This is a genomic window from Bacteroides sp. GD17 (assembly GCF_038448625.1).
Taxonomy (GTDB): domain Bacteria; phylum Bacteroidota; class Bacteroidia; order Bacteroidales; family Bacteroidaceae; genus Bacteroides.
In genome coordinates this window covers 1-19,317 of record NZ_JBCEZS010000021.1, presented here as the reverse complement: position 1 = coordinate 19,317, position 19,317 = coordinate 1, and the positions used below count along the sequence as shown (strand labels likewise).

The following is a 19,317-nucleotide window of genomic DNA, read 5'->3' as shown; positions in this document are numbered from 1 at the left end:
CATGTCTAGATAATATTGGATTTTTAGTTTTTTTTCTTTGAGAAAAACATGATAAAGGCTAGCTCTAATAAAATATTAGAGCGGCATTAGATTGTATTTTTCAAAAATATTTTTTTGTTTGACTAATATATTACTATTGTATTATTGGGCTCTATTTTGTATTTAATTCCACTTGCACGGCTGGCATATTCCAATACATTATTTAAACTGCTATTTTTTATGATGCCGTGATAAGTATATTGTTTTGCTTTTTCATTTTTGAATATAAACTTGCAATTATACATTCGTGCAAGTATTGTACAAATTTCCTCGAATGATTCGCCATAAAAAGCCAGTTCGTTACTTCTCCAAAGCAGATAGTTTGTATTAGGATGAAGTTCACTCTTTTCAAACTTTCCATTAGTAAGATTGCAGACCAATCGTTCATTCGGTTTCATATATGTTTCATGGCTTCCATTATCTACTTTGACTTTTCCATTTATTAAGATGACGGCGACCGATTTGTCTTTTTTATGAGCAGATACGTTGAAACTTGTGCCTAGCGCCTGCACATTTATACCGTTTGCTCTTACAATAAAAGGTTTTTCTTCGTTCTTGGCAACCTCAAAATAGGCTTCTCCTTCTAATGTGAGGATACGTGTTTTCTTATTATAAGAATTGTCATATATAATTTTGGAATCGGAATTGATATAAACTTTTGTTCCATCAGTTAATATTATATCGGCTTTTTGTCCATTCGAAACTGACATAATAACTGGCGTGTTTTTAAGTTCGTTATTAGAGGCATGATTTGTCCCTATATAATAAGCGCTACTTCCTATGACTAATGCTGCGCATACAACTGCAGCATAGCGTCCTATCCGATATAAGAAACTGTTCTTTATTTTCGGAAAAGTTGTTTCTATAATTGGAGGGGTATCTATCTTGCTCAAAAGTTCAGTCAATATTTCGTCTTGTACAACTTTGTCCATTGTGTTCGGAGCCAATGTCCAGCATTGTTGATAGTATGCAATGAACCTTTGCTTAAAATCCGGTTGCTTTATCCATGATTTTAACAGTGCATCTTCTTCAGGGCTTGTTAATCCGCGAAAGAAACGGTCTAATAACTCAATATGATAGTCTTTTTTTTCCATGTTCTGTAATATATATCCGCAAAGTCGGCAAAACACTCACAGAAAATTGTTATTTAACAATTATTTAAGAAATAGAGGGAGAGAAAAATCATTATGAATTTGCGTAATTCTTCTTTTAGTAGTTTCATTGTGCGATAGAAATGTGCTTCCACAGCACGTTCTGTGAGGCCCAAGCGGGTTGCAATCTCTTTATTTGAGAGTTCTTCTTCTCTTTTTAAATGAAAGATTTTCTGAGAAATGTCCGGCAAGTTTTGCAAAAGCAGTTCTATCTGTTTTTCAAGCAAAGAAACATCCATATTTATGGCGTCTTCTTCAAAGGGCTCTACTTCTGTATTCAATTTGTTTTCAACAAATTTATTATGTAATAGTAACCGCTCGGTTTCTTTGTATACCATATTGCGAGCAATAGTATATAGGTAAGCTGTGAAGCTCTTTTCTGAATCCAGATTATTACGCTTCTCCCATATTGTTAAGAAACAGCTTTGGGTGATGTCTTTAGCTGTAGATTTGTCGTACACGAGGAGTACGATGGAGTTATATAATTTTGCACTGTATTTTTCATACAGTGCTTCAAAAGCAAATTTATTGCCTTCTTTTAACTTGGTTACTAATAGAGCATCACTATCTTTCTGCATGTTAATTATCTTACGTCCACTCCCCACATCATCTTATTGCGCAATGTATCGAAAAATACATGATTGAAACGCTTCACCACCTTTATACTATAGTCGGCCCGCGAGATGTGCAGGCGGGTCGTCTCTTTGCACGACTCGCTCCGTCCGTCGATGGCAACCAGGAAGCTATGGCTGCGGCTTTCTACATCGAGCGTCACTTCCCAATCGTCGCAAATCACGATAGGGCGGACGTTCAGGCTGTGAGGAGCCACCGGGGTGATGGCTATTGTTTTGCTATGGGGCACGATGACCGGTCCGCCCACGCTGAGCGAGTAGGCCGTAGAACCGGTAGGCGTGGCAATCACCAGCCCGTCTGCCTGATAAGTCGTGAGGTGTGCACCGTTGATGGCTGTGTGGATGCTTATCATCGACGAGCTGTCGCGCTTCAGCACGGCTATCTCGTTGAGTGCGTAGGGCGACTGCATCAACTTCTCGTCATCGCACCTCAATTGCAATACGCTGCGCTCTTCCACCTTATAATGATTATTGTAGATTTCATCGAAGGTTTCCTCCATCTCTTCCGGCGAAATGTCCGCCAGGAATCCCAGGCGGCCGGTATTGATGCCGAGAATCGGAATATCCTTCTTTCCCACACGGCTCGCCGCCCTCAGAAAGGTGCCGTCGCCACCGATGCTGATAACCATGTCGGCCGAAAAGTCGTCTCCATCAAACAATTCGGCGGCAGGTATGTTTAATTTTAAGTCGGCAGTGAGGAAATGATAGAATTCCCGGCAGACGCAGATCTGGGCATGATGTTGCCCGAGCAACCGGAAGAGGTTCTCTGCATGCGAGGATTTCTTGGCTTGATAAGTATTTCCGAATATGGCAAATTTCATAGTCAATTCTGTTGTTATGCCGTGCAAATATGCTATTTTTTTCTTAGAATGCTGCCAATATATCACGATTATTTGTACTTTTGCCCCAAACTATAAACCAAATTATGACGAGATTAAGCGTAAACATAAACAAGATAGCAACGCTGCGCAATGCCCGTGGAGGCGATGTGCCGAATGTTGTAAAGGTAGCGTTGGATTGTGAAAGCTTTGGTGCTGACGGAATTACGGTGCATCCACGCCCCGATGAGCGGCATATCCGCCGCAAGGATGTGTATGATTTGCGTCCCCTGCTACGCACCGAATTTAATATAGAAGGATATCCGGCACCGGAATTCATTGATTTGGTTCTGAAAGTGAAGCCCCACCAGGTTACACTGGTGCCCGACAGCCCTACACAGCTAACTTCGAACGCCGGTTGGGATACCAAAATCAACTTAGACTTTTTGTGCGAAGTTTTGGATGAGTTCAGCCATGCAGGCATCCGTACTTCCGTATTCGTTTCTGCCGATGCTGAAATGATAGAGTATGCCGCCAAAGCCGGTGCCGACCGCGTGGAGCTTTATACCGAACCCTATGCTACTGCCTATCCGAAAGGAAGAGAAGCAGCAGTAGCTCCTTTTGTAGAAGCTGCCAAGGTGGCCCGCAGTTTGGGGTTGGGTGTGAATGCCGGTCATGACCTGAGCTTGACGAACCTGAATTATTTTTATCAAAACATCCCGTGGGTGGACGAAGTGTCCATTGGCCATGCACTGATCAGCGATGCGCTGTACCTGGGACTGGAACGTACCATTCACGAATATAAAAATTGTCTCCGCTAATGAATGCAATGATGTTATTGGCCCAAGTGGCCCCGGCACTGACTGATTCTATTGCAGGTGCTAATCCGGTATTGACTCCGCTCGGTGCTCACGACGAAATGAACTTATGGAGTATGGCCATCAAGGGTGGCTGGATTATGATAGTCCTCGGCCTCCTGTCCGTACTTTGTTTTTATATCCTGTTCGAACGCAATTATGTGATTCGTAAGGCGGGCAAGGAAGACCCGATGTTCATGGATAAGATTAAGGATTATATCCTGGCCGGAGAAATAAAAGCTGCCATCTCTTATTGCCGCAGCGTGAACACGCCGTCGGCTCGTATGATTGAGAAAGGTATCAGTCGCCTGGGACGTCCGGTCAATGATGTGCAGGCAGCCATCGAGAATGTGGGCAACATAGAAGTGGCAAAGCTTGAAAAGGGGCTGACGATTATGGCTACCATCTCGGGTGGTGCGCCCATGATTGGCTTCCTCGGCACGGTGACGGGTATGGTACGTGCTTTTTTTGAGATGGCAAATGCAGGCAACAATATCGATATTACACTGCTTTCCGGTGGTATTTACGAAGCAATGATTACTACTGTGGGCGGTCTGATTGTAGGTATCATTGCCATGTTTGCCTATAACTACCTGGTGACACTGGTAGACGGAGTAGTCAATAAGATGGAGGCCAAGACAATGGCGTTCATGGATTTACTGAATGAACCATGCTAAAACGTAGAGCTAAAATATCACCCAATTTCAGTATGGCGTCCATGACGGATGTCATCTTCTTGCTGCTGATATTCTTTATGATTACCTCTACGGTAGTATCGCCCAATGCTATCAAGGTACTGCTGCCGCAGGGTAAACAACAGACATCTGCCAAACCGTTGACCAGGGTCATTATCGATAAAGACCTGAACTTCTATGCGGCTTTCGGTAATGATAAGGAGCAATTGCTGACGTTGGAGGAACTGCCTTCCTTCCTGCAATCGTGTGCAGAGAAGGAACCTGAAATGTATGTCGCTTTGTATGCTGACGAAACAGTGCCTTACCGGGAAATTGTGAAGGTACTGAATATTGCAAACGAGAATAAATTTAAGATGGTGCTGGCCACGCGCCCACCGGAAGATTAAATTGTACATTGTCAAATTGTAAATGCAATGGTGAATCAGAAGAAAGAAGGAAGATATATAGGTATAGTGGGTGCGCTCCTGGTGCATGCCGCTATTATAGCCCTTTTGATACTGGTAGGATTTACCCTGCCGGAACCTTCTGAGGAAGATGGTATTCCTGTCATGCTGGGAGAAGTGCCTGATGCATTGGGTGCTGCCGATCCTTCTTTGGTGAAGGTAGACGTGATGCCGGAAGAAGTGGCGCCCCCAGCTCCACAACCGCAAGAGACCGTTGAGCAAGAGATTATCACGCAGGAAACGGAAGAAACCGTTGCTATAAAACCCAAAGCCGAGCCAAAGAAAAAAGAACTGGTGAAGAAGCCGGAAAAGACGGAAGCGGAAAAAGCCGAAGAAGCTCGTAAACTGGCGGAAGCAAAAGCCGAGCGGGAACGCAAAGAGGCTGAAGCGAGAGCTGAACGGGAGCGCAAAGCTGCTGAGGAAGCTGCCCGCAAGCGGGTTGCAGGAGCTTTTGGCAAAGGGGCGCAGATGGGTGATAAAGGAGATACGAAAGGTGAGGGCATTCAAGGTAGTCCCACGGGTAATGCTGCGACCGGAGCTACTACGGGAACGGGAGGCTACGGAACCTTTAACCTGGGCGGCCGTTCTATCGGTGAAGGCGGATTGCCGCGTCCGGTATATAACGTGCAGGACGAGGGCAGGGTAGTAGTGACAATTACCGTAAACCCGGCAGGACATGTAATAGCAACCAGTATCAACCGCCAGACGAATACCGTGAACCCCGCTTTACGGAAAGCAGCGGAAGATGCAGCCAGGAAAGCCCGTTTCAATGCAGTAAGTGGATTGAATAACCAGACGGGAACAATAACGTATTATTTTAATCTGAAATAAGAGGAGGAACAATTATGGGTACAGTTTATGTTTTTTTTGCTGACGGATTCGAAGAAGTAGAAGCATTTACTTCTGTAGATGTAATGAGACGTGCCGGATTAAACGTGGAGATGATAACGGTGACCCCTGATGAAATCGTAACGGGGGCGCATGACGTGCCGGTTCTGTGTGATAAGAATGTCGTGAACTGTGATTTTTATGATGCAGAGCTTATCTTGCTTCCGGGTGGAATGCCGGGCGCTGCTACGTTGGAGAAATGTGGCGAACTGCGTAATCTTGTGTTGCGTTTTGCTCAAGAGAACAAACCTATTGCAGCTATTTGTGCCGCTCCTATGGTGCTGGGCAAGCTGGGATTGCTGAAGGGCAAAAAGGCTACTTGCTATCCGGGCTTTGAGCAATATCTTGAAGGTGCTGAGTGCACGGGTGCTCCGGTAGAAAGAGATGGCAATATCATTACGGGAAAAGGACCGGGTGCCGCCATGGAGTTTGCATTGGCAATTGTAGACCTTATGCTGGGCAAGGAAAAAGTGCAGGAACTGAAAGAGGCGATGTGCGTTGAATGATTTAATCTGAATGGTACAATACGCTCTGATAGTTGCCGGGGGTAAAGGGCTGCGCATGGGAACCGATCTTCCCAAACAATTTCTTCCGATAGGAGGAAAGCCTGTATTGATGCGCACTTTGGAAGCTTTTTATACCTACAATCCTGAGATACAAATTATATTAGTACTTCCGCACAGTCAGCAATCTTACTGGTTGCAATTGTGTCGGGAGTATTGTTTTTCATTGCCTCATGTCATTGCAGATGGAGGAGAGACTCGTTTTCATTCCGTGAAGAACGGATTGGCTTTTGTAAATACTCCCGGTGTGGTAGGTGTACACGATGGGGTCCGTCCGTTTGTGTCGCAGGAAGTGATTGCTCGTTGTTATAGTTTGGCTGCGGAGAAGAAAGCGGTTATTCCGGTGATCGATATTGTGGAAACGGTTCGGCATCTGGAAGGAGAAGGCAGCATGACTGTCAGCCGGGATGACTATAAACTGGTGCAGACTCCCCAGGTATTTGATGTCGGCCTATTGAAAGAAGCATATAACCAATCCTATACTTCTCATTTTACAGACGATGCTTCTGTTGTGGAAGCATTCGGTACGCCGGTCTTTCTGACGGCAGGTAACCGGGAAAATATAAAGATAACCACTCCTTTTGATTTAAAAATAGCCACAGCTCTTATAGATTCATGTTCGATTTAGCCACGCGTGACATAAAATATCTGTCGGGCGTCGGGCCACAGCGTGCTTCGGTGCTCAATAAGGAATTGGGCATCTATTCCTTGCACGATTTACTGTATTATTTCCCTTATAAATATGTAGACCGCAGCCGTATCTATTATGTCCAGGAGATTGATGGTACGATGCCTTATATTCAGTTGAAAGGTGAGATACTGAGTTTCGAAACAGCCGGCGAAGGCCGCCAGCGCAGACTGATTGCCCACTTTTCGGATGGTACGGGAGTAGTGGATCTGGTGTGGTTTCAAGGCATCAAGTATCTGATAGGGAAATATAAAGTACATCAGGAGTACGTCGTATTCGGTAAACCCAGTGTTTTTAACGGAAGGATCAATATCGCTCATCCGGATATAGATTCGGCATCGGAACTGAAATTGTCTTCCATGGGATTGCAGCCTTATTACAATACCACGGAGAAGATGAAACGCAGCTCCCTCAATTCGCATGCGATTGAGAAGATGATGAATACAGTGGTACAGCAACTGCGCGAACCCTTGCCCGAAACTCTTTCGGCCGCCATACTTGCCGAATATCATCTGATACCGCTGACCGAGGCTCTGATCAATATTCATTTTCCGACTAATGCCGATTTGCTGCGTAGGGCGCAATACCGGCTCAAGTTTGAAGAACTCTTCTACGTCCAGCTGAACATACTGCGCTATGCGAAAGATCGTCAGCGGAAATATCGTGGATATATATTCGAGAAAGTAGGGGAGGTATTCAATACTTTCTACTCCCGCAATCTCCCTTTTGAACTGACCAATGCCCAGAAGCGTGTCTTGAAGGAGATTCGCCGGGATGTGGGTTCGGGAAAACAGATGAACCGTCTGTTGCAGGGGGATGTCGGAAGCGGGAAGACGCTGGTGGCATTGATGAGTATGCTGATGGCGCTCGACAATGGTTTCCAGGCTTGCATGATGGCTCCTACCGAAATCTTGGCAAACCAGCACTACGAAACCGTTTGCGAATTACTGTATGGTATGGATGTCCGTGTGGAACTACTGACCGGCTCTATCAGAGGCAAGCGGCGTGAGGCAATTCTTTCGGGGCTGCTGACGGGAGATATACATATTTTGATAGGTACGCATGCCGTTATTGAAGATACGGTGAATTTTGCTTCGCTCGGTCTGGTGGTGATCGATGAGCAGCATCGTTTCGGAGTGGCCCAGCGTGCCCGTTTGTGGACGAAGAATGTGCAGCCTCCTCATGTATTGGTGATGACGGCTACCCCGATACCGCGTACATTGGCGATGACATTGTATGGCGACCTGGACGTGTCGGTCATTGACGAACTGCCTCCGGGGCGCAAGCCGATTGTCACTCTGCATCAGTTCGACAATCGCCGGACCAGTCTGTACCAGTCTATGCACAAGCAGATAGAAGAAGGCAGGCAGGTTTATATCGTTTATCCGTTGATTAAAGAGAGCGAGAAGATTGACCTGAAAAATCTGGAAGAAGGTTATTTGCATATCTGTGAGGAGTTTCCCGAATGCAAAGTCTGCAAAGTACATGGAAAAATGAAACCTGCCGAGAAGGATGCACAGATGCAGCTGTTTGTGTCCGGCGAGGCGCAGATAATGGTGGCCACTACGGTGATTGAAGTCGGAGTGAACGTTCCGAATGCTTCGGTAATGGTGATAGAGAATGCCGAGCGCTTCGGACTGTCCCAGCTCCATCAGCTCCGTGGACGTGTAGGACGTGGGGCCGATCAGTCTTATTGTATTCTGGTGACAGGTTATAAATTGGCGGAAGACACACGAAAGCGTTTGGAAATAATGGTGCGTACGAACGATGGCTTTGAAATAGCGGAAGCCGATTTGAAACTTCGTGGTCCCGGTGACTTGGAAGGGACACAGCAGAGCGGCATTGCTTTTGATTTGAAAATTGCCGATATAGCCCGCGACGGGCAATTGTTGCAGTATGTTCGTGGGATCGCTCAAGGAGTGGTAGATGCCGATCCTAATGGCGTGCTTTCTGAGAATGAAGTCTTATGGAGACAGTTGAAATTGTTGAGGAAAACGAATGTTAACTGGGCCGCTATCAGCTAAAAAACGGTTAAACATACGCTTTATTTACGTTTTATGTTGTAAAACATGTATCTGCGTAATTCCCCTGTTTATAAAGGTTTAAAGGCTATTATCGGTATTCCCTTATTGTCCGGCATCGAAAAAATAGTTAATAACCGATGTTGTTTTTCGAAGAGAAGTGTTACCTTTGGGAGAATTTTTAAAAATGAATCTGGATATTCGCGTAAAACAAGAGGTGCTTGATTTGCCGGAATGCTTGCAACGGATATCAAAATGAATGACGAAACGGATGAATTTTAATTGGATTAAAACGGTTTTATTAGCTGCAACGGCAATGGTTAGCTTGAATTCTTTCTCGCAGGACCTGATTGCCCGCCAAGCTCCCATCGACAGAAAACTTAAAAGTGTAGATTCACTGGCTTTACAGAAACAGATACGTGCAGAACAAGCTTTGTATCCGGGGTTGGATTTGTACCCCAACTGGAATAATGAATTCGTGCAAGCTTATGGTGACGCAATCGTCCCCGAGAGCTATACATTCGATTTGACCGGTTTCTGTATGCCCACTACGCATAATAAAATTACCGATGTATTCGGTTATCGCCCCCGAAGAAGAAGAGCACACTATGGCTTGGATATCAAGGTGTATGTAGGAGATACCATCCGCGCAGCTTTTGATGGAAAAGTACGTGTCGTTAAAAATCAGGGACGTCGTGGATATGGTAAATATGTTGTTATTCGTCATGATAACGGATTGGAAACCGTCTACGGTCACTTGTCCAAGCAATTGGTGGATGTCAACGAATTGGTAAGAGCCGGTGATCCTATCGCATTAGGAGGCAATACCGGACGTTCTACCGGTTCACATCTCCATTTCGAAACCCGTTTCTTGGGAATTCCTATCAATCCCGCACTCATGTTCGATTTTGAAAAGCAAGATATTGTTGCTGATGCTTATACTTTCACTAAGACAAAAGGTTCTTCCGGTACGGCACGTAGCATGGCATCGGGCGAGGGCTTGTTCTATAAAGTGAAGAAAGGCGATACATTAGGTCGAATTGCAGCCCGTCAGGGAGTGAGCATAGATAAACTTTGCAAGCTGAACCGTATAACGCGTAAAACCATTTTGCGTCCGGGACAAGTATTGCGCTGTTCATAAAACGTAAACAATCTCTATAGAGGAGGGCACTTTAATATAATTTAGAGTGCCCTCTTTTTCTTTTTTCTTTAAATATTCCTACCTTTGTACCCAATTTGTAAGGAAATGAAAGATACCAAGCAACAATTTGAACACGTCATTGCTATCTGCCGTGATTTGTTCTCCAAGAAACTTCATGATTACGGTCCGGCGTGGCGTATTCTCCGTCCGTCTTCCGTGACCGATCAGATATTTATCAAAGCCAATCGTATCAGAAGCATTGAGACTAAAGGGGTAACTCTGGTGGACGAAGGTATTCGTTCCGAGTTTATCGCTATAGTCAATTATGGTATTATCGGATTGATACAATTGGAGCTGGGATATGCTGAGGCCGCTGATATGACAAATGAAGAAGCTTTGGCACTGTACGATAAGTATGCCAAGACCTCCCTGGAGTTGATGCTCGCTAAAAATCACGATTACGATGAAGCTTGGCGCAGCATGCGCATCAGCTCTTATACCGATTTGATATTGATGAAAATCTACCGGACCAAGCAGATCGAGAGCCTGGCCGGACAAACTCTGGTTTCAGAAGGCATTGATGCCAACTATATGGATATGATTAACTATTCCGTATTTGGTTTGATTAAGATTGAATTTGGAGACTGATAAGAAACATATCGTCGAAAGAGTGTGGGTGAATGCCTGCCGCTTTTTGCTGGGAGCCTTATTCATTTTCTCCGGCTTTGTGAAGGCGGTCGATCCGTTGGGCTCTTTCTATAAGATTCAGGATTACCTGACGGCTTTCGGCATAATATCCTGGTTTCCGTCTTATCTGCCGTTATTCTTTGGCATAGCGTTGTCTGCTGTGGAATTTTGTGTGGGTGTTTTCTTGTTGTTGGGCATACGCCGCAAGGTAGCATCTACTCTGGCTCTGTTGCTGATGATTGTAATGACGCCGCTGACACTTTATCTGGCCTTGGCAAATCCGGTTTCCGATTGCGGCTGCTTCGGTGATGCCTGGGTGCTGACCAACTGGCAGACTTTCGGCAAGAATATAGTATTGTTGATTGCAGCGGTATCGGTCTTTAAATGGCCGGACTTGATACTGCGCTTCATTACTCCTAAGATGGAATGGATGATTTCCATGTATACATTCTTGTTTGTGTTTGCACTTTCGTTTTATTGCCTGGGGGATTTGCCGATCCTTGATTTCCGCCCTTATAAAATAGGAACGAATATCAAAGCGGGTATGGAGATTCCGGAAAATGCCAAGCCAAGTGTATTCGAAAGTCGCTTTGTATTGGAGAAAGATGGTAAACGGCAAGAATTTACATTGGAGAATTATCCGGATAGTACGTGGACATTTGTCGAAGCACGTACGGTGTTAAAAGAAAAAGGATATGAACCTTCCATCCATGACTTTTCAATGATGAGCCTGGATAGTGGAGATGACATAACAGACAGTGTGCTGTCGGATAAGGGATATACGTTTCTGCTGGTTGCCCATCGCATTGAAGAGGCAGATGACAGCAATATCGACCTTATCAATGAGATCTATGACTATAGTACGGAATATGGCTATGGTTTTTATGCTTTGACGTCATCTTCCGAAGATGAAATTGAATTATGGCGTGATAAGACTGGGGCGGAATATCCTTTCTGCCAGATGGATGATATTACGCTCAAAACCATTATCCGTTCCAATCCCGGCTTGTTGCTGATAAAGGAAGGAACGATATTGAATAAATGGAGCGACAGCCGGTTGCCGGATGAATATGTGCTGACTGACAGCTTGGATAAATTGGAACTGGGACAACAGAAACAGGTAAGCGATGTGAATACCATCGGCTATGTATTGCTGTGGTTCATCCTTCCGCTGATGCTGGTGATTGGAGTCGATATCCTGGTTGTGAAGCGAAGAGGAAAATATATTAACCCTTTTAATAATAAAACAAAATGAGAAAGAACATTGTTGCAGGAAACTGGAAAATGAACAAAACCCTCCAGGAGGGTATTGCTCTTGCAAAAGAACTGAATGAAGCTTTGGCTAACGAAAAGCCTAATTGTGATGTAATTATCTGTACTCCGTTTATCCACTTGGCATCTGTTACTCCTTTGGTAGATGCTGCCAAGATTGGTGTTGGTGCAGAAAACTGTGCAGACAAGGAATCGGGTGCATATACCGGTGAAGTTTCGGCTGCTATGGTTGCATCTACAGGTGCTAAGTATGTTATCCTGGGTCACTCAGAACGTCGTGCTTACTATGGTGAAACAGTTGAAATCCTGGAAGAAAAAGTAAAATTGGCTTTGGCTAACGGCTTGACTCCGATCTTCTGTATCGGTGAGGTGCTGGAAGAACGCGAAGCAGAAAAGCAGAATGAAGTAGTTGCTGCTCAGCTGGCTTCTGTATTCTCTCTGTCTGCTGAGGATTTCTCAAAGATCGTTCTGGCATACGAGCCGGTTTGGGCTATCGGTACCGGTAAGACCGCTTCTCCGGCACAAGCTCAGGAAATTCATGCTTTCATCCGCTCTACAGTTGCTGATAAGTACGGAAAAGAAATTGCTGATAACTGCTCTATCCTTTACGGTGGTAGCTGCAAGCCTTCTAACGCGAAGGAACTGTTTGCCAACCCGGATGTTGACGGCGGTTTGATCGGTGGTGCTGCTTTGAAGGTTTCTGACTTCAAGGGTATTATCGACGCTTTTAATTAATGGATAATTGATAATGGATAGTTGAGAGTTGATATCAATTATCCATTATCTCCACTATTCATTATCCACTATCCATTATCAATTGTCAATTATCAATTATCAATTATGAAGAAGCTTGGTTTACTTTTAGTTGCATGCTTTGCTTTTGCAACCCTTTCTGTAGCGCAGAATAATATTGTAAAGAGCCTGGAACGTAACGTACCGGGACAAGGCAAGGTGACCATCCATCAAGATGCCCGTATTGCGGCATTAATCGGTTCGGAGTATATCCCCACCAGTACAGAAGATCGGAAAGTGATTAAGAGCTCGGGCTACCGCGTACAGGTTTATGCGGGAAATAATACCCGCCAGGCCAAGAATGAAGCCTTTTCTGTGGCTTCCCGCATTAAGGAATATTTTCCGGATCTTGCTGTTTATACTTTTTTCGATCTTCCCCGTTGGCTGTGCCGTGTAGGAGATTACCGTAGTATTGAAGAAGCGGATGCAATGATGCGTCAGTTGCGTGCTACCGGTGTATTCAAAGAAGTTTCGATTGTAAAAGAGCAGATAAACATTCCCTTATAAAAATCAATCATGTTAGGAAAAGAAGAAATTGTATCTCCCGCATTGGATGAACTGAAAGAACACTATCACAAGATTCTTACTCTATTGGGCGAAAATGCCGAACGCGAAGGTTTGCTGAAGACACCGGAACGGGTGGCAAAGGCTATGTTGTCATTGACAAAAGGGTATTATATGGACCCGCACGAAGTGCTCCGTTCTGCCAAATTTCAGGAAGAATACAGTCAGATGGTAATTGTGAAAGACATTGATTTCTTCTCTCTTTGTGAACATCACATGCTTCCGTTCTACGGAAAGGCTCATGTGGCATATATTCCTAATGGTTACATCACCGGGCTGAGTAAAATAGCCCGCGTAGTCGATATTTTCTCCCATCGCCTGCAAGTGCAGGAGCGCATGACACTGCAAATCAAAGAGTGCATTCAGGAAACCTTGAACCCATTAGGCGTAATGGTAGTGGTAGAGGCCAAGCACATGTGTATGCAGATGCGAGGCGTTGAAAAACAGAACTCCATTACAACAACTTCCGACTTTACCGGGGCCTTCAATCAGGCCAAGACGAGGGAGGAATTTATGAATCTTATCAGGCATAATTCATAACGGAGAGTATTTAAATAAAAAAGCTGTACTGAAATCTAATATGTAGATTATTACAGTACAGCTTTAATTATTATGAAAGCAACCCGATCTGCTTCCTACTCGGTAATACAAATCGCCACACGATTTTCTTCATTCTTAGAGAACGGTTGTACCTTATCTCCCTTGAAGTCAACGGTTATTCTATCAGCAGCAATGCCTTTTGCTTTTAAAGCCTTCTCAACAGCCAATGCGCGCTCTTTTGACAATCGCTGATTGATGGAAGCTGTACCGGTTGCAGCGTCTGCATATCCGCAAATGGAGACTTTCACTTCCTCATTCTTTTGCAGGAATGCTACCAAATCAGCTATTTTGTTCTCTTCAGAAGAACGTATTACAGCAGAGTTAATCTTGAAGAAGATATTCTCAGTCAGCGGTTTTACTTCCTCTTTTTTCTCTTCTACCGGGGCAGGAGTAACAACCGGTGCCGGTTCCTGCTTAACTTCTACTACTGTTTCCACAGGAGTTGGGGCTATATCATAAGAGACGACAGGTTTAGGCTTTTTGCCACTCTTCCCGAACTTAAAGGTAAAACCAGCCAATGCATTAAGCTGCCAGTCGGCATTGTCGGCCTTTTTGGAGTTAAACTTATCCGAAAGAACATTGGCATTCACCTCAAGATTGAAGAATACATGGTTGCTCAGACGCAAGTTGGCACCCAATCCTCCGCGGCCGGCTACAAAGACTTTTTTACCACTCCAGAGATATTGCATGTGGTATCCTGCTTCATCCAATGCAACGGCGTCGTCATTATTGAATCCACCGGCAACTCCTACTCCTAAAAACATATAGGCGTTAAAGAAACGTTTCGGATTATAATGGCAGAGCAAGTTGCTCAAATCAAGTGTAGCATCCACATTTCCTTGCAGGTAGTTAAATTTATATGAGTCGGGGAGTATAACCCATTTGCCTTTTGCCTGCCAACCACTCACGCCTGCACGTATCCCCCACAAAGGGTTAAACTTATATCCGACCGAAAGAGCTGCTGTAGGAGATATCAGGTCTTTAAAACTGGCTTCCCCAACAGTTTGGGCTGCACCTGCTTGTACTTGCATATACCAATGAGGTTTAAATGCTGTTTTACCTTCTTCTGTTACTTGTCCGGAAGACTGAGTATTTTGTGCCGATACGGCTAAAGTGCTCAGGCTTATAGCCACGAGCATAAGATTTCTTTTTAATTGCATATTCATCTGTTTTTATTTTTTATGGTTCGCTTAATTAATCATTATTTGTTAGATTTATATTAAACAACAAAAAACAGTGGGTTTTGTTTGCCTCATTCTATCTATACTTATTTCCTTCTTTATCTTTTACTCTTCCTTTCTTTATATTACCAAAATCCCTGCTTTTGATGGTAAAGTTTGAAAACTCATGCCTTCCAATAGTAGTAATTTGAAATATGGATTAATTGGTTTTGGGAACTGTCAAATGCCATTTCCCATCTATGTGAACTGGAACGAACATAAATCCTATGGTATTAGGTGTTTTGTCATTCTGGTCTTTATGAGGAAAAAACTCTATTTTGTATTTTATGACATTATTCGTCTCAGAAGCAAAATTATAGCCGTCCAAGTCATACTGTAATACAGGAAACATTCTAAATTTGCCATTTAATTGTTGCTTTTGTTCCTCCGAAATTGGAACAAGTTTATTCTCTGTCATAGAGTACATCATTTGTAAAGCCTCTTCCACATGATTACCTTTCAAAAGGTCCATGCATTGAGCTGCCAAATTCAGTACAGTAGTAGTATCCGCTGCTGTCAATGTATTGACAAAACTCTCCTGCTTACTTGTTTTAATAGCCTCTTTATTGTTACAAGAGGTTATAGTGTGAACAAGCCCCAAACAGAACAATATATTAAATAAAGATTTTATTTTTATCATAACAATCTTATATTAAAAAGGAGGGGTGTGGATAACCCAACACTCCCTCCTTCCTCTTTAAAGGTATACGTTATTAACGTTTACTCAAATTAGTTACCCATTGTATTTACAACGTCACAGTCAATAGATGTATTGATTACACCCCATTCATATTCTATTGCAATAGGAATGCGAACCTTAAATTCTTTTACATTATTACCGTTGTTTTCATACTTGATTTGACCTAATGCTTTCTTAACTGCATTGAATGTAGCCTGTGTGCCTTGCGCAGCAGTATTGTAGGCAGATAAGTCAAATGTAGTTTTTGAAACAAATGGATTGTATACGAACAAACCTGATGCATCTTTCTTTCCAAGATAAGAAACTTCATTACCGTTTCCATCGATATGAGAGAATTGGATTTGCTTAGTCACATCAACCAGTTTGGTTGTACCCAATGTGCCGCTACTCATTGTAGTGGTGATGCCTGTAACATTAACCGTAACTCCTTTCACATCATAGTAAGCAAACAACCATGCATTTTTATAGTCAATCGGTGATTTGCTGAAGTCGATAAACTTGGCATTTCTCCAATCTTCGAAGTCCAATATGTTAGCGATATCGATGGTAGAACCATTGGCTTCAGCATCAGTGAACTTTCCGTTTTTGCGGTCAGTTGCGTCGATAGGACGTTGGAAGCGTGCATTGAAACGATATTTATCATCTAAAGTAATATCACAACCTTCATTGAAAGCGCGGATACCAACTATCGGCGAATAAGCGTTCTTTGCGTCATCATGAGTCCATGCATTCAATAATAATTTTGCTACATCATTTGCTACAGGAGCATCGGCATTTGCATATCTAACGCAACCAAGGGCAGTCTGTGAAGTCTGGTCAACAGTTGCAATTACCTCTCTTACATTACCTTTCTTTGCATACAAAGTAGTAGGATACGGGTTAGTAGCCTTGGTTCCATCAAGGTCATATTCATAACCACTGTCACCAATCTTTGCTCCGTCATTTTCCCAAGCGAAGAAATACCAATAAGAAATATATCCAGCCTTAGCCCAGTCATTTGCGAAGATAGGTTTACCTGTATGAGTGTCATTTGCATTATTAGTCAAAGTGAACTTAACGAGGTTACCATCGAATGCATTGTCAAGGTCAACAATGTATTTCTCTGTGTTAGTATTATCAGCAGGGTACTTAACATTCAGATGCTGAGTCTTCATATCGTCATACCAATATTCTGCAATCTTCTTACCGTAGTCAGCAGCAGGTTTAACAACTTGCAGTGTCAGAGGAACAAAGATGCTTGGCAAGCCACCTTCCTCATTCAAATCAGCAGTTGGTTTGTAGCGCAGATAAATTGTTACCTGATGATTGTCATTTGCAGCATAGATATGATTTCTATCTTCCAAGTTAAGACCCCACCAAATTTCATCATTAGCTACGCCTTGGCGATTACCGTACTCTTCAATACGTCCATAATAATAGTTGTCATTGTTATATTTAGCCAACTGATCCATACGAACAAATTCGTCCTTCTCTTTTACCCAAATATTAGCCCAATAATCGTTTGTTTCTCCTGTTTCCGGATTCATCCAAGAACCATTTCGAAGATCAAGTTCATATTGTTTCTCAAACTCTGCTTTCGAAGATACTGCAGCTAATTCAAGCAATTGATTAGACATTTGTGCCCATGTCAGATTCTTATATGCATAAGTGCAAACATAAGAAATCTGTCCCATATCAAATGGTTGAGCAACAATTGGTTCCACTGTCTTAGCAATCAAGATCTTCACAAAACCACCCAACACAACTTTCTTAGTAGTCTTATCAATAACTTCAACTCTTACAACCGGTTTCTTACCTACGGCAGAAATACCAGTAGTGCCATCAGAAGCTATAGAGTTACCATTATTGTCAACATAACGTGGTTCAAAGTGACCGGTAGTCGCGTTTACATTACCATACTTGTGAACTTCTGTGTTTGCTCTACCTACAGTATATTCAACTAATGAATATCTGTACTCCAAGTTGTAAGCAGCTTCTTCGCCATAGGCCCACACTTTATGTTGACCGGCAGTTTTTGTATCTGTAAGACCCAATGCTTCATTACTGCGATTATAATGAATTGCAAGATAATCTTTCAGTTCAAGAGAGCCATTATATTCTACCTTTAAAGTCGGAGCATTTTTGATAGCGTCCTGAGCAGTTTCATAAACTTGGTCAAAATCCGTATTGGCACAATTTACGGCTTTAATATTCTTTTGGCTATATGCAATAGCTTCAGCTGTTATCTTAGCCGGATAAAGGACTGCATAATCAGAAGTGATAGTAGTGTCCTTTTCAGCTTTCTTGATATCTACCTGAAGTGCCATTGCAGAAACCAAATCTTTATCTGCGCTGATCTTCTTGCCAATAGCAGAATATTGTACTCCCAGCATACCCGGTTTAGTCTTCGTATCGAAGCCCTGAACAGCAGGTTTTGCGGCAGATTCGTTACCTGCTGCACGAGTGATGGATTCAATATCTCTGGAAACAAAACTTAATTGGTCTTTGCTATCAATAACGGCGCTTGATGGATTCATATGATACCATGCAGTCATTACTGGATTAAATTCCCAAGTTGTAGTAGTAGGAGAGTATGAAACTACTTGCTTAGCAGGAATGCTATAAGGCGTAGCTCCATCGTCATTACCATCACTGGCAGCAGTCAAAGCTTTACTTGTTAAATATACATCCAATGCGAATGGATACTCAGTAGATTCAATACCATCGGTGTACAGATCCGGATAGAAAACGATACTTCTCAATTCTTTGCCCAGAATCGTAACCAAGTCTTCATTAATTGCAGCAATTTGCGCAGAGATTCCTGCCAAACTTTTCTCGACAGCCTTTACACTCTTATCTGTTGCATTTAATGTTTCATTAATAGCTGCAATAGCATCATTTATCTTTCCGATTTCAGTAGCATTGGCATCAATCAGACCTTTGTAAGTCTTAAGAGTAGCTTCCTGAATCTTCAACTGTGCAACTGCATTATCCCAAGCATCAACTTTACCATTGATTTTGTTTAATCCAGTTTCAATAGCAGTAATTTGAGTTGCCAATTTATCCAAAGCCTCTTGGCCCGGAGCATCCTTCAGCATCTCATTTACTTTGTCAATAGCAGCCTGTATAGCTTCTGACTTTGCAGTCGCAGCAGCTTCTTTGGCAGCATCAGCGGCAGACTTAGCAGCAGCAATATCAGACTTAGCAGCATCCAAAGCAGACTGCAAAGTTGATAATTGTGTGCTTAAGTCACTGCTCTTCTTGTCTAGGTTCTCGATGTCGTCATCATAGTCCTTACAAGACGTGAACGTTCCTGCGGTGCCTACCATTAAAGCACTGAACAGGATTACACTTAGAAACTTCTTGTTCATAATAGAAAACTTTAAATTTATAAATTTAAAAAATTAAAAAAGTGAATAATCTCGCATTTGGTGTTCCTTTCTTATACTTTTTTGTTATAAGTATTCCGTTACTTCGTAGGTAATAAAAAACCGTTAATTTCGTTAAGATTTAAGGTCAGATGGCGCTTCAAAAGCCCTTTTGTTGGGAATGGGAAAATATGTCAGT

Annotated in this window: 19 protein-coding genes; 13 read left to right on the top strand and 6 right to left on the bottom strand. The window is 43.0% G+C overall.

Annotated features, from left to right (window positions below; translation table 11 throughout):
• Positions 1 to 122: 122 nt before the first annotated feature.
• The 3 genes from AAE250_RS22210 to AAE250_RS22200 are packed head-to-tail and all read right to left on the bottom strand — an operon-like array spanning position 123 to position 2,643.
• A complete protein-coding gene (locus AAE250_RS22210; RefSeq protein ID WP_294601481.1) occupies positions 123 to 1,133 on the bottom strand; it encodes a FecR family protein in 1,011 nt (336 codons plus the stop codon).
• Positions 1,134 to 1,186: 53 nt separating this feature from the next.
• Positions 1,187 to 1,768, bottom strand: coding sequence for an RNA polymerase sigma-70 factor (locus AAE250_RS22205; RefSeq protein WP_294601482.1), 582 nt, complete (start codon positions 1,766 to 1,768; stop codon positions 1,187 to 1,189).
• A gap of 5 nt (positions 1,769 to 1,773) precedes the next feature.
• The gene (locus AAE250_RS22200) at positions 1,774 to 2,643 is read right to left on the bottom strand and encodes an NAD kinase (protein WP_294601483.1); all 870 of its coding nucleotides are present in this window, start codon (positions 2,641 to 2,643) and stop codon (positions 1,774 to 1,776) included.
• A 104-nt stretch (positions 2,644 to 2,747) separates the two neighbouring features.
• On the opposite strand from AAE250_RS22200, the gene AAE250_RS22195 reads away from it, so the two are divergent.
• The 13 genes from AAE250_RS22195 (at position 2,748) to folE (ending at position 13,791) form a co-directional block, all read left to right on the top strand.
• Complete coding sequence (locus AAE250_RS22195) at positions 2,748 to 3,461, top strand: pyridoxine 5'-phosphate synthase (RefSeq protein WP_294601484.1); 714 nt, start codon at positions 2,748 to 2,750, stop codon at positions 3,459 to 3,461.
• Complete coding sequence (locus tag AAE250_RS22190; protein WP_294601485.1) at positions 3,461 to 4,174, top strand: MotA/TolQ/ExbB proton channel family protein; 714 nt, start codon at positions 3,461 to 3,463, stop codon at positions 4,172 to 4,174. The genes AAE250_RS22195 and AAE250_RS22190 overlap by 1 nt, the downstream gene beginning before the upstream one ends.
• The gene (locus AAE250_RS22185) at positions 4,168 to 4,578 is read left to right on the top strand and encodes an ExbD/TolR family protein (RefSeq protein WP_294601486.1); all 411 of its coding nucleotides are present in this window, start codon (positions 4,168 to 4,170) and stop codon (positions 4,576 to 4,578) included. The genes AAE250_RS22190 and AAE250_RS22185 overlap by 7 nt, the downstream gene beginning before the upstream one ends.
• A gap of 27 nt (positions 4,579 to 4,605) precedes the next feature.
• Entirely contained in the window at positions 4,606 to 5,466 is an 861-nt protein-coding gene (locus tag AAE250_RS22180; protein ID WP_294601487.1) for an energy transducer TonB family protein, read from the top strand.
• A 14-nt stretch (positions 5,467 to 5,480) separates the two neighbouring features.
• Entirely contained in the window at positions 5,481 to 6,029 is a 549-nt protein-coding gene (locus AAE250_RS22175; RefSeq protein ID WP_294601488.1) for a DJ-1 family glyoxalase III, read from the top strand.
• Positions 6,030 to 6,039: 10 nt separating this feature from the next.
• Positions 6,040 to 6,714, top strand: a complete 675-nt coding sequence (locus tag AAE250_RS22170) for a 2-C-methyl-D-erythritol 4-phosphate cytidylyltransferase (RefSeq protein WP_294601489.1) — start codon at positions 6,040 to 6,042, stop codon at positions 6,712 to 6,714.
• Positions 6,702 to 8,798 carry an ATP-dependent DNA helicase RecG gene (gene recG, locus AAE250_RS22165; RefSeq protein WP_294601490.1) on the top strand — a complete coding sequence of 699 codons (2,097 nt, stop codon included), beginning with the start codon at positions 6,702 to 6,704 and terminating at the stop codon, positions 8,796 to 8,798. The genes AAE250_RS22170 and recG overlap by 13 nt, the downstream gene beginning before the upstream one ends.
• Positions 8,799 to 9,066: 268 nt before the next feature.
• Entirely contained in the window at positions 9,067 to 9,936 is an 870-nt protein-coding gene (locus tag AAE250_RS22160; protein ID WP_294601491.1) for a M23 family metallopeptidase, read from the top strand.
• Positions 9,937 to 10,041: 105 nt separating this feature from the next.
• Positions 10,042 to 10,584, top strand: coding sequence for a DUF1599 domain-containing protein (locus AAE250_RS22155; protein ID WP_294601492.1), 543 nt, complete (start codon positions 10,042 to 10,044; stop codon positions 10,582 to 10,584).
• The gene (locus AAE250_RS22150) at positions 10,574 to 11,878 is read left to right on the top strand and encodes a BT_3928 family protein (protein WP_294601493.1); all 1,305 of its coding nucleotides are present in this window, start codon (positions 10,574 to 10,576) and stop codon (positions 11,876 to 11,878) included. The genes AAE250_RS22155 and AAE250_RS22150 overlap by 11 nt, the downstream gene beginning before the upstream one ends.
• Positions 11,875 to 12,630 (top strand): triose-phosphate isomerase, encoded by a 756-nt coding sequence (tpiA, locus tag AAE250_RS22145; RefSeq protein ID WP_294601494.1) that lies wholly within the window; start codon positions 11,875 to 11,877, stop codon positions 12,628 to 12,630. Before AAE250_RS22150 ends, tpiA begins: the two co-directional genes overlap by 4 nt.
• Before the next feature lie 105 nt (positions 12,631 to 12,735).
• Positions 12,736 to 13,194 (top strand): SPOR domain-containing protein, encoded by a 459-nt coding sequence (locus AAE250_RS22140; RefSeq protein WP_294601495.1) that lies wholly within the window; start codon positions 12,736 to 12,738, stop codon positions 13,192 to 13,194.
• A gap of 9 nt (positions 13,195 to 13,203) precedes the next feature.
• A complete protein-coding gene (folE, locus tag AAE250_RS22135) occupies positions 13,204 to 13,791 on the top strand; it encodes a GTP cyclohydrolase I FolE (protein ID WP_294601496.1) in 588 nt (195 codons plus the stop codon).
• Positions 13,792 to 13,886: 95 nt separating this feature from the next.
• Here the strand turns inward: folE and AAE250_RS22130 are convergent, their stop codons facing one another.
• The 3 genes from AAE250_RS22130 to AAE250_RS22120 all read right to left on the bottom strand — a co-directional run bounded on the left by AAE250_RS22130 (position 13,887) and on the right by AAE250_RS22120 (position 19,121).
• Positions 13,887 to 15,011 carry an OmpA family protein gene (locus AAE250_RS22130; protein WP_294601497.1) on the bottom strand — a complete coding sequence of 375 codons (1,125 nt, stop codon included), beginning with the start codon at positions 15,009 to 15,011 and terminating at the stop codon, positions 13,887 to 13,889.
• Between the two features lie 220 nt (positions 15,012 to 15,231).
• Entirely contained in the window at positions 15,232 to 15,711 is a 480-nt protein-coding gene (locus AAE250_RS22125; RefSeq protein ID WP_294601498.1) for a hypothetical protein, read from the bottom strand.
• Between the two features lie 89 nt (positions 15,712 to 15,800).
• On the bottom strand, positions 15,801 to 19,121 hold the full coding sequence (locus tag AAE250_RS22120; RefSeq protein WP_294601499.1) for a hypothetical protein: 3,321 nt from the start codon (positions 19,119 to 19,121) through the stop codon (positions 15,801 to 15,803).
• Positions 19,122 to 19,317 lie beyond the last annotated feature (196 nt).